We start from the raw sequence: 24,011 nt of genomic DNA on the forward strand, positions 1-24,011 counted from the left end.
CCGTGATGGTCCTGCGACCTCTATCCGCATCTGAACGGGCCGACGCCCTGGGCAAGGCAGCAGCGGCCAGGGCTACCCGTGCCGCAGCCAAGGAAAGCCTCCGGAACGGCGACAGGTCCGCGGCGGACATCATCAGCTCCGCCCTTGAGGACGACGCCCTGGCCCGCATGAAGGTCTCGGAACTGCTCGAGGCCCTTCCCGGCATCGGGAAGGTGCGGGCCGCGGCCATCATGCAGCAGCTGGGCATCGCGGCGTCCCGCAGGGTCCGGGGCCTGGGCATCCACCAGCGCCGGGCGCTGGTAGATTTTATAGACGAGCATTGAGGCAGGCGGCGCCTGTCTTTTCCCAACTGCGGCAAAAGGAATACGTGAGCAAGAAACCTGGACTGACAGTCCTCGCAGGTCCGACGGCTGTTGGCAAAGGCACCGTGTCCACCTACATCCGTGACAACTACCCCGAAGTCTGGCTTTCCGTTTCGGCCACCACCCGGGCGCCCCGGCCCGGCGAGGTGGACGGCGTCCACTACTTCTTCAAGACCAAGGACGAGTTCGAGCAGCTCATCGCGGACGGCGAACTCCTGGAGTGGGCTGTCGTCCACGGGCAGAACACCTACGGCACCCTGAAGAGCACGGTGAACCAGGCCATCGCAGAGGGCCGCTCGGTGCTGCTGGAGATCGACCTTCAGGGTGCACGCCAGGTCAAGGAAGCCGTTCCGGACGCCCAGTTCGTCTTCCTGGCCCCGCCCACCTGGGACGAGATGGTCCGCCGGCTGGTGGGCCGCGGCACCGAAACACCCGACGAACAGCAGCGGCGCCTGGAAACCGCTAAACTGGAACTTGCTGCTGAACCGGAGTTCGACCACACCGTCATCAACGACGACGTCCGCCGGGCAGCGGACGAGCTTGTTTCACTCATGGGGCTGACACCGCATCCACACCTGCCGGAACCGTCAGCCCGCTAGGAATTTGGAGAATTCGTGTCCACGAACCTTGAAGGCATCATCAACCCGCCGATCGACTCGCTGCTCGAAGCAGCCGACTCCAAGTACGGCCTGGTGATCTTCGGTGCCAAGCGTGCTCGTCAGATCAACGCCTACTACGCCCAGCTGCACGAGGGCCTGTTCGAATACGTCGGACCCCTGGTCGACACCAAGCTGAACGAAAAGTCGCTGTCGATCGCACTGCGCGAGATCAACGAAGGCAAGCTGGTTTCCACGCCGATCGAAGCCGCAGAGTAATCCTGCCGCTGAACTGACTTGCTGTTGACGGAGGTCACGTGCGCATAGTCCTCGGAGTCGGGGGAGGGATCGCCGCCTACAAGGTGGCATCGCTCCTCCGGCTTTTTACTGAAGCCGGCCATGACGTCACGGTGGTTCCCACTGAGGCGTCCACCCGCTTCATCGGAACTGCCACCTGGGAGGCGCTGTCCGGAAACCCGGTCAGCAACAGTGTTTTCGATGACGTGCACCTGGTCAACCACGTGCGCCTCGGCCACGAGGCAGACCTGGTGGTGGTGGCACCCGCCACGGCGGACCTCCTGGCGAAGGCCGCCACCGGCCAGGCCGGGGACCTGCTCACCAACACCCTGCTGATGGCCCACGGTCCGGTGCTGTTCGCCCCCGCGATGCACACCGAAATGTGGCAGCATGCCGCCACCCGGGCCAACGTGGAAACGCTCCGCAGCCGCGGGGCCGCTGTCCTGGAGCCCGCCTCGGGCAGGCTGACAGGCGCCGACTCGGGGCCCGGCAGGCTTCCGGAGCCCCAGGTGATCTTCGACGCAGCCATGGCCCTGCTGCAGGGACAGGGCGACTACCAGCTGCCCCTAGCAGGCCGCACCGTCACCATCAGCGCCGGCGGAACCCGCGAACCGCTGGACCCCGTGCGCTTCCTCGGCAACCGCTCCTCCGGCAAACAGGGGGTGGCACTTGCCGTCGCAGCACGCAACGCGGGCGCTTCCGTACGGTTGCTGGCAGCCCACATGGACGTTCCACCGCCGGCGGGCGTGGAAGTGGTGCGTGTAGAGACGGCCCTGGAACTCCGGGAAGCCGCACTGCACGCCGCTGCCGTGTCCGACGTCGTCATCATGTCCGCAGCCGTGGCCGATTTCCGCCCGGCCGAAGTCTCGGACACCAAGATCAAGAAGCGGGACGACACCGCCGATCCCGTCATCACCCTGGTCCGCAACCCCGATATTTTGCAGGAGCTTGTGGAGCAGCGCACCGCCGGTGCTGCCGCAGCCGGACAACTCATCGTGGGTTTCGCCGCCGAAACCGGGGACAGCCAGGGCGACGTCCTGGCCTACGCGGAAGCAAAACTGCAGCGGAAGGGCTGCGACCTGCTGGTGGTGAACCACGTGGGGACGGACAAAGTCTTTGGCCAGGACTCCAATTCGGTCGTCATCCTCTCGCGCTCCGGCTCCGAACCACAGGAAGCTTCAGGAACCAAGACAGAGGTTTCGGAAGCCATCATCCGCCGCATCAGCTTTGAACTGAACCGTGTTTCTTTGTGATCTGAACCAGGTTTCCTTCAGCTGAACCTGTTCCGCCCCCCGCCTGAGGTGTTTCCGGCCACCTTTGCTTAGCACGGGGACATCTACAGACTTCTCCCTGACGGGAGTGCCGACACCAACCAGTAAGGTAGTTGAGTGACTTTACCGCTGCACCTTCCCCAGACCCATGGGGCCACGCCCTCCGCGCTCCGGCTGTTCACGTCCGAATCGGTCACTGAAGGCCATCCGGACAAGATCTGCGACCAGATCAGTGACGCTATCCTGGATGCGCTGCTGGCCGCGGACCCCGAGTCCCGCGTGGCCGTGGAGACCATGGCAACCACGGGCCTGGTGCACGTGGCAGGCGAAGTCACCACCGACGCCTACGTCGAAATCCCGCAGATCGTCCGCGAGACCATCCTGGGCATCGGGTACGACTCCTCGGCCAACGGCTTCGACGGTGCCCGCTGCGGCGTGTCAGTCTCCATCGGCCAGCAGTCCAACGACATCGCCGGCGGCGTTTTCAACTCCCTTGAGGCACGCGAAGGCCGCCAGGAGGACGACTATGACCTCCAGGGTGCCGGCGACCAGGGGCTGATGTTCGGCTATGCCAGCGACGAAACCCCCTCCTATATGCCCACGCCCATCTGGTTGGCCCACCGGCTCTCCGAACGGCTCACCGAGGTCCGCAAGACTGGCCTGCTGCCGTACCTTCGCCCCGACGGCAAGACCCAGGTGACGGTGGGCTACGACAAGGACGTGCCCGTGTCAGTGGAAACGGTGGTGATTTCCAGCCAGCACGCCGAGGGCGCGAGCCTGGAGCAGCTGCGCGCGGACCTCGCCGCCGTGGTCATTGAACCCGTCCTCGCCGGCGCCAACCTCGACATCTCCCGGGCGGCAAACATCCTCAATCCGGCCGGCGAATTCGTGATCGGCGGCCCGGTGGGCGACGCCGGCCTCACTGGCCGGAAGATCATCGTTGACACCTACGGCGGCATGGCCCGCCACGGCGGCGGTGCCTTCTCCGGCAAGGACCCCTCCAAGGTGGACCGCTCGGCCGCCTACGCCATGCGCTGGGTCGCCAAGAATGTGGTGGCGGCCGGACTTGCCAAGCGCGCCGAGATCCAGATCGCCTACGCCATCGGCCAGGCCCGCCCCGTGGGAACCTACGTTGAGACCTTCGGCACCGAAACAGTGGATCCTGCACGTATCAGCGCCGCCATCGCGGAGATCTTCGACCTGCGCCCCCGCGCCATTATCGACGCCCTGGACCTGAAGCGGCCCATTTACGCCAAGACTGCCGCGCACGGGCACTTCGGCCGGGATGAGCCCGACTTCACCTGGGAACGCCTGGACCGGGTGGACGAGCTCAAGGCATTCTTCAACGCCTAGTCCGGTCCCGCCCAGGGCGGAAGCACAATCACCCAGGCCGGAAGTCCAATGTCAGTGCCCGGTGCTTGGCTGTTCCTGTCCAACCCGGTCGCTGAACGGAGGTAACTGCCATGGCTCCTGACAGTTCCGTCCAGCCGTCCCTGCTGCAGGGTTTCCCCACACGGCAGACGCCGGGTGGCCTTGACCTGGCGGAGCAACTTCCCGTGGCGCGGGTCCTCATTGAGTCCCCGCTTCCGCATCTGGACCGCCCCTTCGACTACTCCGTCCCGGCCGCGCTTGACCAGGCAGCGCAGCCGGGAGTCCGGGTCAAGGTCAAGTTCAACGGCCAGGACCTCAGCGGATTCCTCCTTGAACGCGTGGCGCAGTCCGACGCCGGGCACACCCTGGTGCCCCTGGCAAAAGTCGTCTCCCCGGTTCCGGTCCTCACGCCCGCCGTCAGGGACCTTGCCGACGCCGTCGCTGCCCGGTATGCGGGGACGGTCAGCGATGTGCTGCGCCTGGCGGTTCCACCGCGTGTCGCCAGGCTGGAAAAGGATTACCCGGAAGTCCTGGACGCCGCGGAGGGGGAGGGCGCCCAACCCACGCCCGCCACGTCCGGCTCTTCAGCCTGGACCGCCTACCGCACCGGTGCCGCGTTCCTCCGGCATCTGGCCGCCGGGGGATCGCCGCGCGCCGCCGTCAACCCACTGCAGGGCTACGGTCCCGCCGGCTGGCCGGCCATGCTCGCCGAGGTCGCTGCTGCAGCTTACGCCTCCGGCCGGGGCGCACTGCTGGTGGTTCCCGACTACCGGGACCTCGACCGGCTGGAGCAGGCACTAAAGGACCTGGTGCCTGGGACAGCCGTGGCCAGGCTCACGGCCGACGACGGCCCCACGCCCCGGTACCGGAGCTTCCTGCGCCTCCTCGCAGGAAAGGCCACCATCGCCATCGGTACGCGCTCGGCCGCCTTCGCCCCCGTGCGGCACCTGGGGCTCGTCGCGTGCTGGGACGACGGCGACGACCTCCACATCGAGCAGCGCGCACCGTACGCCCATGCCCGGGAAGTCCTGCTCCTTCGGGCCGAGCAGGAAAATACTGCCTGCCTCCTTGCAGGGCATGCACGCAGCACCGAGGTCCAGCGGTTGGTGGAAGCCGGGTGGGCCGTCCCGGTAGCAACCGAGCGCGCCACCGTCCGCAGGACTGTTCCACGTGTCCTCAGCACTGCCGACAGCTTCGAGCAGGAACGGGACCCGCTGGCAACCATCGCGCGGCTGCCGCACGCGGCATGGCAGGCCGCCAAGGAGGGTCTCGAGCGCGGCCCCGTCCTGGTCCAGGTTGCCAGGGCAGGGTACGCGCCCTCGCTGGTGTGTGAAGCATGCCGGGAACCGGCCCGCTGCGGTAACTGCCAGGGACCCCTGGCGCTGGCCGGCACGTCCGCCCTGCCGCAGTGCCGGTGGTGTTCCACCCCGGCCCCGGACTGGAAGTGCTCCCACTGCGGCGGCCGGCGGCTTCGGAAAGGGGCCACCGGAGTCCTGCGCACAGCCGAGGAGCTTGGCCGGGCGTTTCCCGGCACAACGGTCATCACCTCTTCAGGGGACCAGGTGAAAGCCGCGGTGGGCACTGGCAGGGCGCTGGTGGTGGCAACGGTGGGGGCCGAACCGGTCGCGGAGGCCGGGTATGCCGCCGCCCTGCTGCTGGACGGGGATTCCCTGTTGCGCCGGGAAACCCTCCGCGCGGGCGAAGACACCGTGCGCCGCTGGTTCAACGCCGCTGCCCTGGTGCGCCCCGCCCCGGACGGCGGGCTGGTGGTGGTCACGGCAACGGAGACCGCCGGCACCGGCGCCCTGCTGCGGTGGGACCCGGCCGGCTATGCGCAGCGGGAGCTGTCCCTGCGCGTGGAGCTGCAGCTTCCCCCGGCGGTGCGGATCGCCTCCGTCACCGGGCCGCGTGCCGCCGTCGAACACTACACCGGTGCCGTGGAAGCGGACCTTGCCCGCGCGGGCATAACAGTCCGCGCTGCGGGGCCGGCGCCGCTCCTGCTGACGGCACCGCCCTCCGGCAGGCGCTCGGCCGAGGACGTGCGGACGCTGCTCTTCTTTTCTTACGGCCAGGCCACCGCCGTCGTCCGTGTCCTGCGGGTGACCCGGGCAGCAGTGGCCGCCAAACGGGCCACGGACCCGGTGCAGCTGCGCCTGGACGGTGTTGACGTCCTGTAAGTGTTGACGTCCTCTAAGTGGTGACGCCCTTAGCGGTGCCTTTTCGCCACTACCTCGTGCGCCGCGTCCACCAGTTGGCGTGCCGACTCATCCCAGCTGAACTCCGCTGCCCGGGCCAGGGAGCGGCGCGACATCTCCTGCCAGTGCTGCTCATCCTGCAGCTGCCGCACAGCGTCCGCGAACTGCCCGGGCGACTCCGGATCCACGTAGAGGGCGGCGTCGGATCCCACTTCGCGGAAGATCGGAATGTCGCTGGCGATCACCGGGGTCCCCACCGCCATGGCCTCCACGAGGGGAAGGCCGTATCCCTCGGCCCGGGACAGGCTCACCAGTGCCGTTGCCCGCCGCAGCAGCCCGTCATACTCCGCGTCGGTTACGCCGTTGTGGAACACCACGGCGGCGCCCGGCGGGACGACGCGTTCCAGTTCCGCCCGGCGCTGCGGCGTGATCCGGCTGAGCAGGTGCAGCGTGTAGCCGGGCAACCCGGCCATGCCCGCCACCATGGTTTCCACGTTCTTGTAGGGCATGAACGAACCCATGTAAATGATCGTTTTGTCCGCACCGTCGCCCGGGTTGCGTGGTTCCTGCGCCGGCTGGGGAGCGTTCGCGATAATGCGTACGGGCCTTTTCGTCAGACGGTACTTGGCCATCAGGGCCTCGGTGGTCCGGCTGATGGTGGCCACGGTATCGGCCCGGTCGAGCAGGAGCCGCTGCGGCCAGAACGCCTTGTGGTACAGGCGCCACAGCACCCTGACGGGGGCCGGCAGGAACCCCGGGGGAGCGGGGTGCTCATAGTAGATGAGGTCGTGCAGGGTGAGGATCAGCCCGTACTTCCGTCCCCAGGTGCCCATGGTCTGCATGGGGCACACCACTACGTCCGCCCCGAGGGCGTTAATCTTCCGGGCAACGAAAAGTTCCATCGGTGACAGCGGGCTGCTGATGAGCGTGTACGGCACGTCCGGGAGGAGTGCGAGCTGCCGGACGTCGGAAACCAGCATGGAAACGTCAGCGATCTCCGCCGTGGCAGCGATCAGGCTGGCGCCGTAGCGGCTGATGCCGTCGTGATGGTCGGTACGGGTGAAACGTGCATCAATGACGATCTTCACGCGGGATGGTCCTTCAGGAAGCTGCGGATGAAGCGGGCGGCCGGCTCCGGCGTTTCATAGTGGATCAGGTGTCCGACGCCGGGAATCACCTTCAGCTCCCCGTCCGGAAGCCGTGACAGGAGGCTGTGCTGGCTGGGGAGGGTGGCGATCTCATCCTTTTCACCCGCGATCAGCAGTACGGGCAGGTCCAGTTTTCCGGCTACCTCTGCCACATGGTGACTGACGGAGGCGGTGAACGACTCCAGCAGGCTGTCCCGGTCCGCGAAGGAACTGAAGTACGCGTGGTGCTGGCCGTGTATGAAGGCCCTCAGGTCCCTGTCACGGGTCTTGGCCATGGTCTCGCTCATCACCCGCACAATCAGCCGGTTACGCAGCAGGGCCAGCCCCGGCCCTTGCGGGAGCCGTGCCGCCAGCCGGTAGTACAGCACCGCCAGCCGGGTCATGACGCCCTTTGGCCCTTCCAGCGCCGGAGCAGCGATGGGGTTGATGAGGATCAAGGGACGCACGGCCGTGGGGTTGTTGGCTACGAAGTGCGCAGCCACGATGGATCCGAACGAGTGTCCCAGCAGCACCGTGTCCGGCCCCAGGCCCTGGGAAGCCATGAAGTCAGTGATGAACGCCCCGTAGCGCTCCACCGAGTGCGGCCCCCGGGCAAAGGCCCCGGACCTGCCAAAGCCGGGAAGGTCCGGCATGATGAGGCGCATCTCCGGCAGCTGGTCCGCGACGCGCAGGAGCCCATGATGGTCGCCGCGGAACCCATGGACCACCAGGATCGTGCGGGTCTCCGGCGTCTCCTTCAGTGGCTCATAGGTCCAGTAAGCCACCGTGCCGCCGTCGATGGTCACGGTGGACGTGGAGGTGCGGGCGGAAAGTTCCGGGCTCAGGTAGGCAGGCGCGGGGGAGGTCCCCGGGTTAACGGTGTCCATGCGCCGGCCTAGTTGACGTTGTCCGGATGCGATCCGGTCCGCTGCCCGCGGTCCAGCGCTTTGATGGCCAACAGATCACGTTCGGAGAGCTCGAAATTGAAGACGTTGAGGTTCTCCCGGATTCTTGCTTCGGAGCTGGCCTTGGGAATGGCGATGTGTCCCAGTTGCATGTGCCAGCGAAGGATCACCTGCGCAGGCGTCCGCCGGTGCTCGGCCGCGCAGGCCTGGATGACGGGGTCGGCCAGCACCTGGCCGCGGCCAAGCGGGCTCCACGCTTCCGTGTGGATGCCCAGTTCCGCATGCTTGCCGCGAAGCTCTTCCTGCTGCAGCCACGGGTGCAGTTCGACCTGGTTGACGGCCGGGACCACTTCGGCGCTTTGGAGCAGGCGGTCAAGATGCGCCGGCTGGAAGTTGCTGACACCGATGGCACGGACCCTACCTTCCCGGTACAGAGTTTCCAGGGCCCGGTAAGTTTCCGGGAACAGTCCCCGCCGCGGGCAGGGCCAGTGGATCAGGTACATGTCCACGTAGTCCAGGCCCAGGTTGACCATGGAATCGTCGAACGCCCGCAGCGTCGCGTCGTAGCCGTGATGGTCGTTCCACACTTTGGTGGTGATGAAGATGTCCTCCCGGGTCAGGGAGGGGGACAGCTCCCCGGACCCGCCGCTGCCGGTCCCGTCGCCCAGCTGGGAACTGATGCCGCGGGCCACTCCGGTTTCGTTCCCGTACATTGCGGCGGTATCGAAATGGCGGTAGCCAGCGGCGAGCGCGGTGGCCACCAGGCCTTCCGCGTCCGCTGCCGGCACCTTGTAGAGCCCAAAGCCGAGCTGGTCTATCAGCACGCCGTTGTTCAGGCTGAGCCGGGGTGAGGTTCTCATGGCAACGACTCTACCCACTTCAGCTGGTCAGTCCCTCGTAATCGACCAGGCGCCGTGCGGTGGCTTCGTCCAGGATCAGGTCGGTGGCCAGCCTGGCTGCCAGGGCTCCGCGTAGGCCGTTGATCTTGGAAACCCCCGACACCACGCAGATCCTGCGGCGCACCTGGCGGAGCTGGGCAAGCGCCGGCCCCGTGGACCTTTCGTTAAGGACGATTCCGTCAGAGGAACCGTCGGCCCGGAAAAAGACAGTGGCAACGTCGCCCACCACGTCCGACGTGGCCAGTGCGTTCAGGTCGTCCTCATCCAGGTACCCGCCCGCGTAGACGTGGCTCGGATAGTCGGCGTGGACCGAACCCACACCGAAAATGGCGATACTCATTTTGGCCTGCAATTCCAGGACGCGCTGCACGCTGCGTTCATTCCACATGGCCGTCTTGGTGGCGGCATGGTCGAAGAAGGCCGGGACGGGGAACTGCTCCACCCGCGCCCCGTAGGCGCTGCCGAACCTGCGCATGATGTCGCTTGCGTAGGTGATGCCCGTAGTGTGCATGTTTCCGGCACCATTGAGCTGGACGATGACGCTGTCGTGCGTGATCTTCCTGGTGAGGTGCCGGCTGACGGCACTGAGCGTCGATCCCCAGGCCACGCCAATGATGGCGTTCGAGTCCACCAGCGGCCCAATGGTGCGTGCCGCCTGCATGGCGACGCGGTCCAGCGTTTCGGCTTCATTAAGCGTCCCAAGGATGGGGACCACGTGGACGTCCAGGTTGTACCGGCGCCGGATCATCCCCTCCAGCTCGGGGCCGGTGTCCAGCGGGTTGCGGATCTGGATTTGCACCAAACCGGATTCCCTTGCCGAGGACAACAGCCGGGAAACCGTGGACCGGGAGGTATGCAGTTCACGGGCAATCGCGTCCATGGTCAGGTCCTGCAGGTAATACATTTGTGCAGCTCGGAGGGCATCTGCGTCCCGTGAAAGTGCCATCTCAGTTCCCTTCTGCACGTTCGTGCATAGTCCTTGACTCCATTTTCCATTTCTCCGAACAATAGAGCAGAACGGCGGCGCCATCCAGCGGTGACCGCATCATCACAAAGCCCCAAGGGAGTCGTTTTGGGACCCAAGGATTCAACTGTTCAACCCTCTGCTTCAGCGCCCCGGCCCGGGGCGGAACGCCCGTCTGTCCACAGCCTGCGGCGGCGGCCGCACGCGAAAGTACTGGTGGTGGGCGGTGGCATCAACGGCGTGGGGACGTTCCGTGACCTGGCATTGCAGGGCGTGGACGTGGCACTGGTAGAGCGCGGTGACTACTGCCAGGGAGCAAGCGGCGCGTCCTCGCACATGATCCACGGCGGCATCCGCTACCTGGAAAACGGCGAGTTCCGCCTGGTCCGCGAGTCCGTGGTGGAACGCAACCGCCTCCTGCGGATTGCCCCGCACTACGTCAAGCCGCTGCAGACAACCATCCCGATCTTCAGCACGTTCTCCGGTGTTCTGTCGGCGCCACTGCGTTTCCTGACCCATAAGCAGCAGGGCAAGCCGAAGGAGCGCGGCGCGTTCCTCATCAAGGTGGGCCTCAGCCTCTACGATTCGTTCTCCAGGGACGGCGGGACGGTTCCGCGGCACCAGTTCCGTACCCACAAGGCGGCCCTCCAGGAACTGCCCGCCCTGCGGCCGGACGTCAAGTACACCGCCACCTACTTCGATGCTTCGGTCCACAATCCCGAGCGTCTGACCCTGGACGTCCTGCAGGATGGCGAAAAGGCCGGCCGGCCGGGGACCCCGGAGAGCACCAGCGCCCAGGGCGATACGGCCCGGGCCAGCAACTACCTCTCGCTGCAGTCCATGTCGCCGGTTCCCAACCCGGGGACCGGGCGGGGAAGTACCGTCCGCCTTCGTGACGAACTCACCGGCGAGGAATTCGACTTCACGGCGGACATCATCATCAACACCACCGGCGCCTGGGTGGACCTCACCAACGGTGCAATGGGCGCGGCATCATCCTTCATGGGAGGCACCAAGGGATCCCACATCGTACTGGACCACCCCGGCCTCCTCGCCGCCTGCCGCGGCCGGGAAATCTTCTTCGAGCACACCGACGGCCGGATCGTCCTGATCTACCCGATGGGGGACCGTGTCCTGGTGGGCACCACGGACGTTGACGCGGACATGTCGGAGGACGCCGTCTGCACCGATGAGGAAATCCAGTACTTCTTCGACCTGATCGGCCACGTCTTCCCCTCCATCGACGTCACCCCTGACGACATCGTCTACACGTTCTCGGGCGTCCGCCCCCTGCCCAGCCATGACGCAACCCAGCCCGGCTTCGTCTCCCGTGACTACCGCATCGAACGCCGCACCTCCGCACCCGACGGAAGCGGCGCCGTCGTGCTGAGCCTGGTGGGCGGCAAATGGACCACCTTCCGCGCCCTCGCAGAGCACCTCACCAACGAGGTCCTCAGCGAACTGGGCGTGCAGCGCAAGGTCTCGACAGCGCAGCTGCCCATCGGCGGCGGCGCCGGTTTCCCTGCCGACGAAGCCGGCGTGCAGAAGTGGATCAAGGCGCACATGGCTCCCGGGCGCGATGCAGACCGCACGGCCGGGTTGCTGACCCGCTACGGGACAAGGGCAGAAGAGGTCATCGCCTACCTCGATGCCGAGCCTGACCACGCGCTGCGGTCCACCCGCGAACTGAGCGTCCGCGAACTGGAATTCATGGCGGCCAATGAGCAGGTGGGGCACCTTGTGGACGTCCTCATCCGGCGTACCTCCCTGGCCTTCCGCGGGCTGGTTACCGGAGAACTCCTCAATGAAGTGGCGGAAGTTCTGTCCGTCCCGCTCAAGTGGGATGCGGCAGCGCGCGCCGCTGAGATCAAGCACGCACAGGACGTGCTGCAGCGTTTCCACCGTGTGGAAACGCACAGCCTGGTCGCCTAAGGCCAGGTTTCCGGCCGGGGCGTTACGGCGTCCCGGCCACACGGTCCTTCACCCGCGGAGGACCGACAACTAAACAAAGAAATGGAGTCAAAGATGAATAGTCTTCCTCTCCGAAGTCTTTGGCACGGGCATGCTGACCCTGTTGGGTTGCGGCGTCGTTGCCAACGTGGCTTTGCGGGGGACAAAAGGCAACAGTGGCGGCTTCCTGATGGTCACCTGGGGATGGGGCATTGCCGTCTTCTGTGGTGTCTTCGTCGCCGCCAAGTCGGGCGCACACCTGAACCCTGCCGTCACGCTCGGCCTGCTGCTCAATGGCAAGGCTGAGTATGCGCCGGGAGTCACCGTAGACTTCGCTTCCACCCTCACCTACTTCGGGGGCGAGATGGTGGGTGCATTCCTCGGCGCCGTGGTCTGCTGGCTGGCCTACAAGCAGCACTTCGACGACGAGCCGGAGCCTGCAGGCAAGCTCGGTACCTTTTCCACCGGCCCTGCCATCCGGTCCACCCCATGGAACCTGATCACCGAAATCATCGGTACTTTTGTGCTGGTCTTCGTCATCCTCACCCTGGGCGGTACCCCCTCGGGGCTCGGCCCGCTGGCAGTGGCGCTGCTCGTCGTCGGCATCGGTGTTTCCCTCGGCGGCCCCACCGGCTACGCCATCAACCCTGCCCGTGACCTGGGACCCCGCATCGCCCACGCAGTGCTTCCCATCAGGGGCAAGGGCTCCAGCGACTGGAGTTATGCCTGGATCCCGGTGGTTGGCCCGCTTGTAGGCGGCGCCCTGGGCGGACTCGTCGCCCGGATTGTCCCGATCATCATCACGGCCGCTTCCTGACCCGTACTCACCACAGCCATTAACAAGACAAGGACGTCATCATGAACCAGTACGTAATCGCCATCGACCAGGGCACCACCAGCACCCGCGCCATCATCTTCGACCACAGCGGCGCCATTGTCTCCTCCGGCCAGATGGAACACGAGCAGATCTTCCCGCAGGCAGGGTGGGTGGAGCACGACGCCACGGAGATCTGGAACAACACCCGTGAGGTCATCGGCTCAGCCCTCTCCAAGGCGAACCTGACGCGGCACGATATTGCCGCCGTCGGAATCACCAACCAGCGCGAAACCGCGGTGGTGTGGGACAAGACCACCGGCAAGCCGGTGTACAACGCCATCGTGTGGCAGGACACCCGAACCCAGGACATCGTGGACGACCTGGGCAGGGATGGCGGCGCGGACCGCTTCAAACAGAAAGTGGGCCTGCCGCTGGCCACCTACTTCTCCGGCACCAAGATCAAATGGATCCTGGACAACGTTGACGGCGCGCGGGAAAAGGCGGAGGCCGGGGACCTGGTCTTTGGCAACACCGACGCCTGGGTCCTGTGGAACCTGACCGGCGGCGTGGACGGCGGCGTCCACGTCACCGACGTCACCAACGCCTCCCGGACCCTGTTCATGGACCTCGAAACGCTGCAGTGGGACGACGAAATCCTGCGCATCTTCGGCGTGCCCCGCAGCATGATGCCGGAGATCAAGTCCTCCTCGGAGGTGTACGGCACCGTCCACAGCTCCCAGCTGCTCCGCGAGACGCCGGTGGCGGGCATCCTTGGCGACCAGCAGGCCGCGACCTTCGGGCAGGCCGCCTTCGACGCCGGCGAAGCGAAGAACACCTACGGCACGGGCTGCTTCCTGATCTTCAACACGGGCGAGGAAATCGTCCATTCGAAGAACGGGCTCCTCACCACGGTGGGCTACAAGCTGGGCGATGCCAAGCCGCACTACGCCCTCGAAGGTTCAATTGCCGTCACTGGCTCCCTCATCCAGTGGCTCCGCGACAACCTTGGCATGATCAGCAGCGCCCCTGAGGTGGAAACCCTGGCCGCGTCCGTCAAGGACAACGGTGGCGTGTACATCGTCCCGGCGTTCTCCGGCCTGTTCGCCCCGTACTGGCGTTCGGATGCCCGCGGTGCGATTGTTGGCCTCACCCGGTTCGTCAACAAGAACCACATTGCCCGGGCGGCGCTGGAAGCCACCGCGTTCCAGACCCGCGAGGTGCTGGATGCAGTGAACGCGGACTCCGGCGTGCCGCTGAGTGAGTTGAAGGTCGACGGCGGCATGGTGGCCAATGACGCGCTCATGCAGTTCCAGGCGGACATCCTGGGCGTCCCGGTCATCCGCCCCAAGGTCATTGAGACCACGGCACTGGGAGCTGCCTACGCGGCAGGACTGGCCGTCGGTTTCTGGAAGGACCTCGGGGAATGCTCCGCCAACTGGTCCGAGGACAAGCGCTGGGAACCGCAGATGGACAAGGCTGAACAGGACCGCCAAATGCGGCTTTGGAAGAAGGCCGTCACCAAGTCCATGGAGTGGGTCGACGAGGACGTGCGGTAGCCTCCGACCGTCACGGGGCCGCCCTGCCGATCCGGCAGGGCGGCCCCTGCCGTTTCCGCCCAGGTGCCGGGTGTCACATGCAGGGTGTCCCAAGGCGTCGGAGGTGCAGGGCGTTAGGGGGCAGGCTGCTGCGGCAGGTCCTCGGTGGCCGGTCCCTGGATGACCTTCCCGGCCACGTCGAACCTGGAACCGTGGCAGGGGCAGTCCCAGGTGCGTTCTCCCCGGTTGAAGCCCACCGTGCAGCCCAGATGGGTGCAGATGGCCGATACGGCGTGGATGCCTCCGGCTTCGTCCCGGAAACAGGCGGTGCTTGCCCCGGAAATTTCAACCACCGTGCCGTCATTGGGAGCCAGGTCCGCTATCTGCCGTGCGGCGTCGTCCGGGCGGGTCCGGTCACTGTTCCCGGTGCCGGCCGGCGTTGGTGCCCTGGCACCTTCCGGCCTTGTCCCCGTCGGTGATGGCGCGCGGTTGCTGTCAAACAGGGGGGCCCAACCGTTGGGTGTGCCATTGAGCAGGTCTGCCAGCATCAGGGCGGCGGCGGTACCGTTCGTGAGTCCCCATTTGCGCAGGCCCGTAATGACGAAGGCATGGCGGCTGTCCGGATTCAGCCGACCGACATACGGCAGTCCGTCAAGGGGCATCGCGTCCTGGGTGGACCAGCGGTAGGCAACGGGTCCGGTGCCGAATTGGCTGCGCGCGAAGGCTGCCAGGCTGGCATGGCGCGACGCCGGATCGACGCGTTCGCCGGCAGGGTGGCCCTCGCCGCCGGTCAGCAGATAGGTCCGCCCGTTCAGCTGGACGGTCAGCAACGACCGCATGGGCTCACCGGCACTGATGAAGGTGGCGTCCAGGGCAGGGGCGTCCAGTGGCGCGGCAACGATATAAGAGCGGTGCGGCGGGCACAGTGCTTCGAACCGGCCATGGTCTCCGAAGGGAACATTCGTGGCAACGATTGCATCAGCTGCCAGCACAGTGCCGCCTCTGGCAGCAACCTTCACCCGGGTTCCCTCCTGAAGGTCGTTCGCGCGGGTCCCTTCAAAGACGAAGCTGCCCTCCCCGTCCACCCTGGCGGCGAGCCCCTGGAGGTACTGAACGGAGTGAATCTGGGCCTGCCGGTCAAACCGGACGGCGCCCGCCACAGGGAACGGCAGGGGTACTTCGGCTGTGAATGCAGCCGGAAGGCCGAGCCTGGCGGCGAGTTCGGCTTCCGCGCGCACCTCCGGGAGGGCGTCCCCACTGGCGGCGAAGGTGTAGTTGGCAACCCGGCGGAAACCGCAGGAGATGCCTTCCGCCGCCACCACCGCGGCGATGTGCTCCACGGCGGCCTGGTTGGCGCGTCCATAGATTCCGGCGGCGTTCCTTCCGTGGGTTCGGTCCAGCTCCGTGTACGCCAGGCGGTGCAGGGACGTCACCTTGCCGGTGGTGTGGCCCGTGACGCCGGTGCCGATACGGCCTGCCTCGAGGACGGCCACCGAGCGCCCCGAGCGCTTCAGGGCCAGTGCTGCCGTCAGGCCGGCGATGCCGCCCCCGATCACTGCCACGTCCACTTCGACCGTGCCGCGCAGCCTGGGAAAGTCGGTGCCGCCGGCGGTTGCCAGCCACAAGGACAGGGGTACCCCTTCCGCGAAGCCGGCGGCGGTTGCCTCTGACATCGTGTGCCGCCTCCCTGCGTTGTGGGACGATCATGAGCGCTTCCCGCGGGTAATGCAACGGGGGGCCCGCCCGTGGCTGCGGCGGTCGGCGTGGGGGTGCGCTAAAGTAGATCCATGCGTGCGATCCTTCTGCTTAGTTAGCCGCCGGCTCCGACTATCGGACAGCTGAGCGGCAGCCCCTCCCTTGGCGAGGGGCTTTTGTGTGTCCGGGGCATGTGCGCCGGACCGGCAGCAGGAGGATCAGGCCGTTATGGCAGCACAGATGCCGTAACAGAACAGAAGAGGGCAGCAGTGGGCGTTCAGCCGGAGACAGAGACCGGAACAGCAACAACAGTATCGGCGGAGCCTGAAGAGGGCACCTACAGTTTCACCGCCATGGAGGCCAAATGGCCCCAGGTGTGGGAAGACCTCAAGGTCTTCACCCCGGTGGATGACGGGTCCCGGGAGCGCCGCTACGTGCTTGATATGTTCCCGTACCCGTCCGGCGACCTGCACATGGGCCACGCCGAAGCGTTCGCCATGGGTGACGTGGTGGCCCGCTACCTCCGCCAGAAGGGGTACGACGTCCTGCACCCTATCGGTTGGGATTCCTTTGGCCTGCCCGCGGAGAACGCCGCCATCAAGCGCAACGCCCACCCCAGCGAGTGGACCTACACCAACATCGACACCCAGGCGGCGTCCTTCAAGCGGTATGCCATTTCCGCCGACTGGTCGCGCCGCCTGCACACGTCGGATCCCGAGTACTACCGCTGGACCCAGTGGCTGTTCAAGCGCTTCTACGAGCGCGGCCTGGCCTACCGGAAGAACTCCCCGGTCAACTGGTGCCCCAAAGACCAGACCGTCCTGGCCAACGAACAGGTTGTTAATGGCGCCTGCGAGCGCTGCGGCACCACCGTGACCAAGAAGTCGCTGAACCAGTGGTACTTCAAGATCACTGATTACGCCGACCGCCTGCTGGACGACATGGATGAGCTCCGGGGCCACTGGCCCGAGCGCGTCCTGGCCATGCAGAAGAACTGGATCGGCCGTTCCGAAGGCGCACACGTCAACTTCGTGATCGAAGCCGACGGCGGCAAGCCCGCCAAGGAGGTTACGGTCTTCACCACCCGCCCGGACACCCTGTACGGGGCAACCTTCTTCGTGGTGGCTGCCGACGCGCCGATCGCCGTCGACCTTGTTACGGACGAGCACGCGGCCGCCCTGGACGAATACCGCGAACAGGTCAAGGCGCTCTCGGAGATCGAACGCCAGTCCACCGAGCGCGAAAAGACCGGCGTCTTCACCGGCCGGTACGCCATCAACCCGCTCAACGGGGAGAAGCTGCCGGTGTGGGCAGCGGACTACGTGCTGGCCGACTACGGCACGGGCGCCATCATGGCCGTGCCCGCCCATGACCAGCGTGACCTGGACTTCGCCCGCGCCTTCGGCCTGCCGGTCCGCGCCGTCCTGGACACCGGCGAGGAGGATCCCGCCGTCACCGGCACGGCCACCGCGGGGGAGGGAACCCTAATCAACTCCGGTGAGCTCGACGGCCTCCCCAAGGCCGAGGCCATCCCGGCCGCCATCGCCATGCTGGAGCGGCAGGGCACCGGCGAGAAGTTCGTAAACTTCCGGCTCCGCGACTGGCTGCTGAGCCGGCAGCGGTTCTGGGGCACTCCCATCCCCATCATCCACTGCCCGTCCTGCGGGGAAGTCCCGGTACCGGACCACCAGCTGCCGGTCACGCTGCCTTCAAACCTCCGTGGCGAGGACCTGGCCCCCAAGGGCACCTCGCCCCTGGCGGCTGCCGAAGAATGGGTCAACGTGGAATGCCCGTCCTGCCACGGCCCCGCAAAACGGGACACGGACACCATGGACACCTTCGTTGACTCTTCGTGGTACTTCCTGCGGTTCGTTTCCCCGCACTACACAGAGGGCCCCTTCGATCCGGAGAAGATCAACGACTGGATGCCGGTGGGCCAGTACGTCGGCGGTGTGGAGCATGCCATCCTGCACCTGCTGTACGCCCGCTTCTTCACCAAGGTCATCCACGACCTGGGCATGATCGACGCCGACGAGCCGTTCAGTGCCCTCCTGAACCAGGGCCAGGTGCTCAACGGCGGTAAGGCCATGAGCAAGTCGCTGGGCAACGGTGTTGACCTTGGTGAGCAGCTGGACAAGTTCGGCGTGGACGCGGTCCGGCTGACCATGGTCTTCGCTTCCCCTCCGGAGGACGACGTCGACTGGGCTGACGTCTCGCCGTCGGGCTCTGCCAAGTTCCTGGCACGCGCCTGGCGCCTGGCCCAGGACGTAACCAGTGGGCCCGGTGTGGACGCCACCACCGGCGACCGTCCCCTGCGTTCGGTAACGCACCGCACCATCGCTGACGCCGCTGAGCTGCTGGACGCCAACAAGTTCAATGTTGTGGTGGCCAAGCTGATGGAACTGGTCAACGCCACCCGCAAAGCGATCGACTCCGGCGCAGGAGCGGCGGACCCGGCGGTGCGGGAAGCTGCCGAGGCTGTCGCGGTGATCCTCAGCCTCTTCGCGCCGTACACCGCCGAGGATATGTGGAACCTGCTGGGGCATCCGGCGTCGGTAGCCAATGCAGGCTGGCCCGCGCACGACCCCGCGCTCCTGGTCCAGGACACGGTCACCGCCGTTGTCCAGGTACAGGGCAAGGTCCGCGACCGGCTGGAGGTGTCTCCGGACGTCTCCGAGGATGAGCTCCGCGAGCTGGCCCTCGCCTCGGAAAACGTCCAGCGCGCCCTGGACGGCCGGGGCATCAGGACAGTCATTGTCCGTGCCCCTAAGCTGGTCAACATCGTTCCGGCATAACTGCTGCACCCGCAGCACACACCGGCCGTCGGAGGATTTCCGGCGGCCGGTGCCAACTGAGCCGGACACTGTCTCCAGGAGGCCCCTTGCCTGACAGTAATGCCGCCTCGTGGCCATGGGTCCGTTCACGGCTGTCCGGCCTCCGTCCCGGCGCCAGGCCGGGGACCAGACATGCCGGCGCCCGCGCCGAGGTGCGCACCGCCGTGGTTACCGACTCCGCAGCTGCCCTGCCTGCGGACTATGCCGGCAGCCTTCCGCAGGACGGCATCCTTACCGTGACACCCATGCCAGTCATGGTGGGCCCGGAAATCTATGGCGAGGGCGAAGACGACATCCTGGAGACCATCGCCGTGGCGCTGGCCGCCGGAACCCAGGTCAAGACATCCAGGCCATCACCAGGGCAATTTGAACAGGCGTACCGCGCTGCCGAACGCCGGGGATTCGAGGCGGTGGTTTCGGTCCATATCTCGGGGGAACTTTCCGGCACCGCGGACGCTGCCCGGCTGGCTGCGGCCAGGGTGGGGATCCCGGTGGAAGTGGTGGACACCCGAACCGTCGGAATGGCGCAGGGGATGGCAGTGCAGGCCGCAGTGGAGGCAGCCGCCGCCGGTTCCGACTGTGCCGGGGTGGCCGCTGCCGCAGTGGCGCAGGCAGCCCGGACCAAGGTTTTCTTCTACGTCCCCAGCCTGGAACAGCTGCGCCGCGGCGGGCGCATCGGGGCGGCGGCCTCGCTGCTGGGCACCATGCTCGCCATCAAACCCATCCTGGCGGTCGACGGCGGCAGGATCGTCCCGTTGGAGAAGGTGCGCTCAGGTGCCAGGGCAGTGGCGCGCCTGGAGGAAATCGTGGTGGCCCAAGCGGCAGCGCGTCCGGCTGGGTCCGTGCGCCTGGCCGTCCATCACTTTGGTAACCCGGAAGAGGCGGAGAGCCTGGCTGCCAGATTGGAAGCGGCGCTTCCCGACTGCCCCCCGGCCCAGATCAGCTCCCTTCCGGCGGTCCTGGCTGCCCATGCGGGGCTGGGTGTGCTTGCGGTCATCGTGGGCAGGACCGCCGACGGGCCGGGGACCGGAGCGGCTCTTTCCACATAGCGCCTTTGGCTGCTGCCGGGTAACCGCCCGTGTTCCTAGGGTGGAGCTATGTCACGCCGGGATGCTGGAGCAGCAGGTCCGCAGGCGCGCCATGTGAGGGCCAGGCTCCGGGCAACCCTGGGGGAGGGAGCTTCCGGCCTCCTGGAGGATGGACCGGGCCTTGACGGTTTTGTGTACCGGGGTTCCGATGACCCGGGCGGAACAGGGGAAACAGGCGACCCGGGCGGAACTGAACCCGGCAGTGGCTCCGGGAACGGTTCCAGTGGGACGCCTTCGCTTCGGTGGCGTGTGGGGCTCCGTGTCGCCGTGCTGCTTGCTGCCCTGGCCGTTGCCGCGGCGTCCTGGTTTTGGTGGCAGGCCGGGGCGGCGGCTCCCGAGGTACTTCCCTTGAACGCTGCCAGTTCCGGCGGGCCTCCCCATGAAAGCTTGGCTGATGGGGACAGTGGGGCCGCCCAGGCCGGGACGGCAACGTCACCCGACGCCGGCAGCGGGCAGGGCGGCGCTGCGCCGGCCGGGGCAGTAGTGGTCCATGTTGCCGGCGCCGTGGCCAAACCCGGTGTCATCCGGCTCCAACAGGGCAGCCGCGTTGACGACGCCATCGCCGCCGCGGGCGGTGCGGCACAGGACGCAGACGTGAACAGGCTTAACCTTGCACTCGTCGTGGAGGACGGACAGAAGATCTACGTTCCGCAACACGGGGAGCCCCTGTCCGCCGCACCGGACGCCGCAGGGCCGGACGGCACGGACGGAGCTGGAACGGGAGCCTCCGGCACTGGATCTGTTAGTGGAAAGGTCAACCTCAACACAGCGGACGCCGCCACGCTGGACACACTGCCAAAGGTAGGGCCGGTGCTGGCCCAGCGGATCGTCGACTGGCGGAAGGAACATGGCTCCTTCAAGAGCGTCGAAGAGCTGGATGCGGTGGATGGAGTCGGGCCCAAAATGCTTGAAGCCCTGCTGCCACTGGTGACGGTCTAAGGCGCCATGGGAGCGGAACCGGGCGGGCGCCGCAGGGGCGCAGGGCAGGGAAGGGGTGGCCCCGCCACCAGCGGCGGAGGTGCACGCCCCAGTCCCTGGAACCGGTTCATTGAGTCCGCCGTGCACGGTGCAGGGGTGGATCCGCAGGCCCTGCCGCCGCCGGGGGCAACGGAGCGTTCGGAAACACCTTCCCCGTGGTCCCTGCCGGGAGTCCCATTGACACCACGGGTGCCGGCAAAACAGCGCAGGTCACTACAAGAGCAACCCCCGCTCCGGGCGCACCGGGCGCGTGCTGTGGGCTACGTCCGCAAGCGGCTGGCCAATAACGGCAAAGCCCGGGAAGAGGATGATTCCAGCCGAGGGGGACCACGCCGCCGCACAGACCTCCGCCTCGCCCTTCCGGCGGTGTCGGCCTGGGGCGCATCAGTGGCCGGGCTCTGGCTGCCGCCTGTGGGGCTGGCCGTCCTGTGCTCCGCACTGGCGGTACTGGGCGGCTTACTCCTTGTCCATGCAGCCAAAGGCGGACGGGCTCACAAGCCGTGCCCCGCCGTCGGCCGCGACGAACGGACCCGGCGCCGCAAAGCCAGGGGACGGAGCTTCCCGGCCACGCTGGGCGTCGCCCTGATGCTGGCAGCTGCCGCCGCAGCCCACTCTGCTACCTCCTCCAGCCAGCGGTTTGATGGGCCGCTGGCCGGGGCGGTCAACGCCGGCAAGTCAGCGGTCGTCGTCGTGGAGGTGGCGGGAAATCCGCGGGCCATGGCAGGCCCGGGCGGGTCCTCGGGACGGTGGTCCGTGCCGGTGTGGACGCAGGAACTGACCACCGGCGGCATGCTGGTGCGCACACGGGCCTGCCTCACCGTCATGGGTGGGCAAGGATGGGGCACGGTGGTGCCGGGGCAAACACTGCGTGCATCGGGCAAGCTGCGTCCTGCTGAGCCAGGGGAGCAGGAGGCAGGAACGCTGGCCGCTTCAACGGCTCCCCTCAAGGCCACGGGCGGCTCGGCATTGGAGGGATCAGCCCGGGAACTTCGGGGACGCTTTGTTTCCGCCTCCGCTTTCCTGGACCCTGATGCGCGAGGCCTCCTGCCGGGCATGGTCACCGGTGATACCAGCGCGCTGGACGAGGGACTGGACAACGCAATGAAGGCGGTGGGGATGACCCACCTGACAGCGGTCAGCGGGGCAAACTGCAGCCTCGTATTGGGGTCTTTGCTGTTGTTGGGCCGGCGGTTCCGGCTGCCCCGTGCTCCTGCCGCGGCCGCTGCCCTCTCCGGCCTGGGCCTCTTCGTGGTCCTGGTGGGACCCGACGCCAGCGTCCTGCGCGCAGCGCTCATGGGTGCCATTGGCGTGGCGTCCCTGGCCGGCGGACGGTCAGGGCGCGGACTGAGCTTCCTTTGCCTGGCTGTCATCGGGCTCCTGCTGGCCGACCCTGCACTGGGAACCAGCTTCGGCTTCCTGTTATCGGTCCTCGCCACGCTGGGTATCATTCTGCTGGGCGGGCCGATCATCGGTTGGATCCCCCTGGCCGTGCCCCGATGGGCCGCCGCCGCGGTGGCGGTTCCGCTGTCCGCACAGCTGTTATGCGGACCCGTCATCGTCCTCCTGCAGCCCCAATTTGCAACCTACTCGCTGGTGGCGAACGTCCTCGCCTCACCCCTGGTCACTCCGGTGACCCTGCTGGGAACGGCCGCGGTGCCCCTGGTGGTCCTGTTGCCGTGGGCTGGAACGGTCCTGATAGCCATGGCTGGAATGTTCTGTGCCGGCGTCTCCGCCATTGCCAGGTTCGCGGCACAGCTGCCCGGCTCCGCCCTTCCCTGGCCGGAGGGCCTGCCCGGGCTGCTGTCCATGGTGCTGTTATCAGCCCTGACCCTTTCCGCCGTATGGGCAGCTGCCCGGCCCCTGAGGCTTCTCCGGAAGGTCCGGGAAGCACACGCCGTCACGGTGGCCTTGCTCGGGCTGATGGAGCCGCGGCCGCAGCACTTCCCCCGCCGCCGCAGCTTGGACACCGGGCGCAGACGTGGCAGGCTGGGATACTGCAATATCACCTCCGGAAGGGACCTTCGATGGCCGTTGCGCAAAAGCGGGCAAGCCGCTCCCCGGCGTCGAACACAGCCTCCTGGCGGGACGTAGCCCCGGCAGCGATCGTGCTGGTGAGCGGGCCGGAAGAGTACCTTGGAATCAGGGCCATGGACAGGATCCGGTCCCAGGTCAGGGCGGCTGCGCCGGACGTCGAACTGAGCCGCATCAACGCCGCAGGGTATGAGGCCGGCGCCCTGACCATGCAGGTGAGCCCTTCCCTGTTCGGTGAAAGCAAGCTGATTGAAGTGGAAGCCGTGGAAGGGATGAACGACGCCTTCCTTGCCGACGCCCTCGCGTACCTGCAGCACCCGGAACAGGACGCCGTCGTGGTGCTTCGGCACGCCGGCGGGGTGCGCGGCAAGAAGCTCCTCGATGCCGTCAGGAAAGGCGGCTGGCCGGTTGTTGACTGCCAGCCGTTGAAGAAGGACGCCGACAAGGTGGCATTCGTCATGGCGGAGTTCAAGGCGGCCGGACGCCGCATCAACCAGGACGCCGTCCAGGCCCTGGTGAATGCCGTGGGCGCGGACCTCTCAGAACTCGCCGCCGCCTGCTCGCAACTGATCGCCGACGCCGGGAGCACTGTCACCACCGACACCGTGGACAAGTACTACGGCGGACGGATCGAGGCCACCGCATTCAAGGTTGCCGACGCCGCAATGGCAGGGAACGCCCCCGTGGCCCTGTCCACCCTGCGCCATGCCCTTGCCACCGGTGCCGACCCTGTGCCCCTGGTGGCAGCCCTCGCGTCGAAGCTGAGGACTGTTGCGCGGGTGGCCGGCGCCTCGGGATCCTCCGCCCAGATCGCGGCCGAACTGGGCATGCAGCCCTGGCTGGTGGAGCAGGCACAGCGCGACGTCCGCCGCTGGACCCCCGAAGGCCTGGTGCGCTCCATCCAGGCCACGGCGGAGGCCGACGCGCAGGTCAAGGGCCTGTCCCGGGACCCGGTCTACGCCGTCGAGCATGCCGTGACCGTGATCGCCATGTCAGTACAGGGCAGATAGCACACGCGCAGGCAGGTCCAAGATTAAAAGCGTGTGGCCGGTACCTTCCGGTACCGGCCACACCATCAGTTCGTGGGAACTGGAAA

General features: G+C 67.0%; 19 protein-coding genes. 14 read left to right on the plus strand and 5 right to left on the minus strand.

Going from position 1 to position 24,011, the window contains the following annotated elements:
* Positions 1-5: 5 nt before the first annotated feature.
* The 6 genes from mihF to ASG86_RS16490 all read left to right on the plus strand — a co-directional run bounded on the left by mihF (position 6) and on the right by ASG86_RS16490 (position 6,074).
* Complete coding sequence (gene mihF, locus ASG86_RS16465; protein ID WP_200831400.1) at positions 6-323, plus strand: integration host factor, actinobacterial type; 318 nt, start codon at positions 6-8, stop codon at positions 321-323.
* A 44-nt stretch (positions 324-367) separates the two neighbouring features.
* Positions 368-961 (plus strand): guanylate kinase, encoded by a 594-nt coding sequence (gene gmk / locus ASG86_RS16470; RefSeq protein WP_056336674.1) that lies wholly within the window; start codon positions 368-370, stop codon positions 959-961.
* Between the two features lie 15 nt (positions 962-976).
* Positions 977-1,237 carry a DNA-directed RNA polymerase subunit omega gene (gene rpoZ, locus ASG86_RS16475; RefSeq protein WP_003800778.1) on the plus strand — a complete coding sequence of 87 codons (261 nt, stop codon included), beginning with the start codon at positions 977-979 and terminating at the stop codon, positions 1,235-1,237.
* 38 nt (positions 1,238-1,275) lie between these two features.
* Positions 1,276-2,508, plus strand: a complete 1,233-nt coding sequence (coaBC, locus tag ASG86_RS16480) for a bifunctional phosphopantothenoylcysteine decarboxylase/phosphopantothenate--cysteine ligase CoaBC (RefSeq protein ID WP_056336676.1) — start codon at positions 1,276-1,278, stop codon at positions 2,506-2,508.
* A 135-nt stretch (positions 2,509-2,643) separates the two neighbouring features.
* Positions 2,644-3,879 carry a methionine adenosyltransferase gene (gene metK / locus ASG86_RS16485; protein ID WP_056336680.1) on the plus strand — a complete coding sequence of 412 codons (1,236 nt, stop codon included), beginning with the start codon at positions 2,644-2,646 and terminating at the stop codon, positions 3,877-3,879.
* A gap of 110 nt (positions 3,880-3,989) precedes the next feature.
* Positions 3,990-6,074 carry a primosomal protein N' gene (locus tag ASG86_RS16490; protein ID WP_056336683.1) on the plus strand — a complete coding sequence of 695 codons (2,085 nt, stop codon included), beginning with the start codon at positions 3,990-3,992 and terminating at the stop codon, positions 6,072-6,074.
* 29 nt (positions 6,075-6,103) lie between these two features.
* Here ASG86_RS16490 and ASG86_RS16495 read toward each other — a convergent pair whose 3' ends face one another.
* Genes ASG86_RS16495 through ASG86_RS16510 form a run of 4 tightly spaced genes read right to left on the minus strand, consistent with a single transcriptional unit; the run spans position 6,104 to position 9,969 of the window.
* Positions 6,104-7,180 (minus strand): glycosyltransferase family 4 protein, encoded by a 1,077-nt coding sequence (locus tag ASG86_RS16495; protein ID WP_056336686.1) that lies wholly within the window; start codon positions 7,178-7,180, stop codon positions 6,104-6,106.
* A complete protein-coding gene (locus ASG86_RS16500; protein WP_056336689.1) occupies positions 7,177-8,106 on the minus strand; it encodes an alpha/beta fold hydrolase in 930 nt (309 codons plus the stop codon). The genes ASG86_RS16495 and ASG86_RS16500 overlap by 4 nt, the downstream gene beginning before the upstream one ends.
* An 8-nt stretch (positions 8,107-8,114) precedes the next feature.
* The gene (locus tag ASG86_RS16505) at positions 8,115-8,984 is read right to left on the minus strand and encodes an aldo/keto reductase (protein WP_056336692.1); all 870 of its coding nucleotides are present in this window, start codon (positions 8,982-8,984) and stop codon (positions 8,115-8,117) included.
* A 19-nt stretch (positions 8,985-9,003) separates the two neighbouring features.
* On the minus strand, positions 9,004-9,969 hold the full coding sequence (locus tag ASG86_RS16510) for a sugar-binding transcriptional regulator (RefSeq protein WP_056336912.1): 966 nt from the start codon (positions 9,967-9,969) through the stop codon (positions 9,004-9,006).
* Positions 9,970-10,095: 126 nt separating this feature from the next.
* Between ASG86_RS16510 and ASG86_RS16515 the strand changes: the two genes are divergently transcribed.
* From ASG86_RS16515 to glpK, 3 genes are all read left to right on the plus strand, one after another.
* Positions 10,096-11,919, plus strand: coding sequence for a glycerol-3-phosphate dehydrogenase/oxidase (locus ASG86_RS16515; RefSeq protein ID WP_056336695.1), 1,824 nt, complete (start codon positions 10,096-10,098; stop codon positions 11,917-11,919).
* Positions 11,920-12,049: 130 nt separating this feature from the next.
* Entirely contained in the window at positions 12,050-12,754 is a 705-nt protein-coding gene (locus tag ASG86_RS16520) for an MIP/aquaporin family protein (RefSeq protein ID WP_056336698.1), read from the plus strand.
* 41 nt (positions 12,755-12,795) lie between these two features.
* A complete protein-coding gene (gene glpK / locus ASG86_RS16525) occupies positions 12,796-14,310 on the plus strand; it encodes a glycerol kinase GlpK (protein WP_056336701.1) in 1,515 nt (504 codons plus the stop codon).
* Positions 14,311-14,423: 113 nt separating this feature from the next.
* Here glpK and ASG86_RS16530 read toward each other — a convergent pair whose 3' ends face one another.
* Positions 14,424-15,962, minus strand: coding sequence for an FAD-dependent oxidoreductase (locus ASG86_RS16530; protein WP_056336704.1), 1,539 nt, complete (start codon positions 15,960-15,962; stop codon positions 14,424-14,426).
* A gap of 291 nt (positions 15,963-16,253) precedes the next feature.
* On the opposite strand from ASG86_RS16530, the gene leuS reads away from it, so the two are divergent.
* From leuS to holA, 5 genes are all read left to right on the plus strand, one after another.
* Positions 16,254-18,779: a leucine--tRNA ligase gene (gene leuS, locus ASG86_RS16535; RefSeq protein ID WP_056336707.1), complete on the plus strand. Its 2,526-nt coding sequence runs from the start codon at positions 16,254-16,256 to the stop codon at positions 18,777-18,779.
* 86 nt (positions 18,780-18,865) lie between these two features.
* The gene (locus tag ASG86_RS16540) at positions 18,866-19,867 is read left to right on the plus strand and encodes a DegV family protein (RefSeq protein ID WP_056336710.1); all 1,002 of its coding nucleotides are present in this window, start codon (positions 18,866-18,868) and stop codon (positions 19,865-19,867) included.
* Between the two features lie 48 nt (positions 19,868-19,915).
* Positions 19,916-20,845, plus strand: coding sequence for a ComEA family DNA-binding protein (locus ASG86_RS16545; protein WP_056336714.1), 930 nt, complete (start codon positions 19,916-19,918; stop codon positions 20,843-20,845).
* Between the two features lie 294 nt (positions 20,846-21,139).
* Positions 21,140-22,975 (plus strand): ComEC/Rec2 family competence protein, encoded by a 1,836-nt coding sequence (locus ASG86_RS16550; protein WP_235565212.1) that lies wholly within the window; start codon positions 21,140-21,142, stop codon positions 22,973-22,975.
* Positions 22,909-23,925, plus strand: a complete 1,017-nt coding sequence (holA, locus tag ASG86_RS16555) for a DNA polymerase III subunit delta (protein ID WP_056336716.1) — start codon at positions 22,909-22,911, stop codon at positions 23,923-23,925. Before ASG86_RS16550 ends, holA begins: the two co-directional genes overlap by 67 nt.
* The last annotated feature ends 86 nt before the right edge of the window (positions 23,926-24,011 follow it).

Origin of the sequence: Arthrobacter sp. Soil764, assembly GCF_001428075.1 — a bacterium.
Lineage (GTDB): Bacteria > Actinomycetota > Actinomycetes > Actinomycetales > Micrococcaceae > Arthrobacter.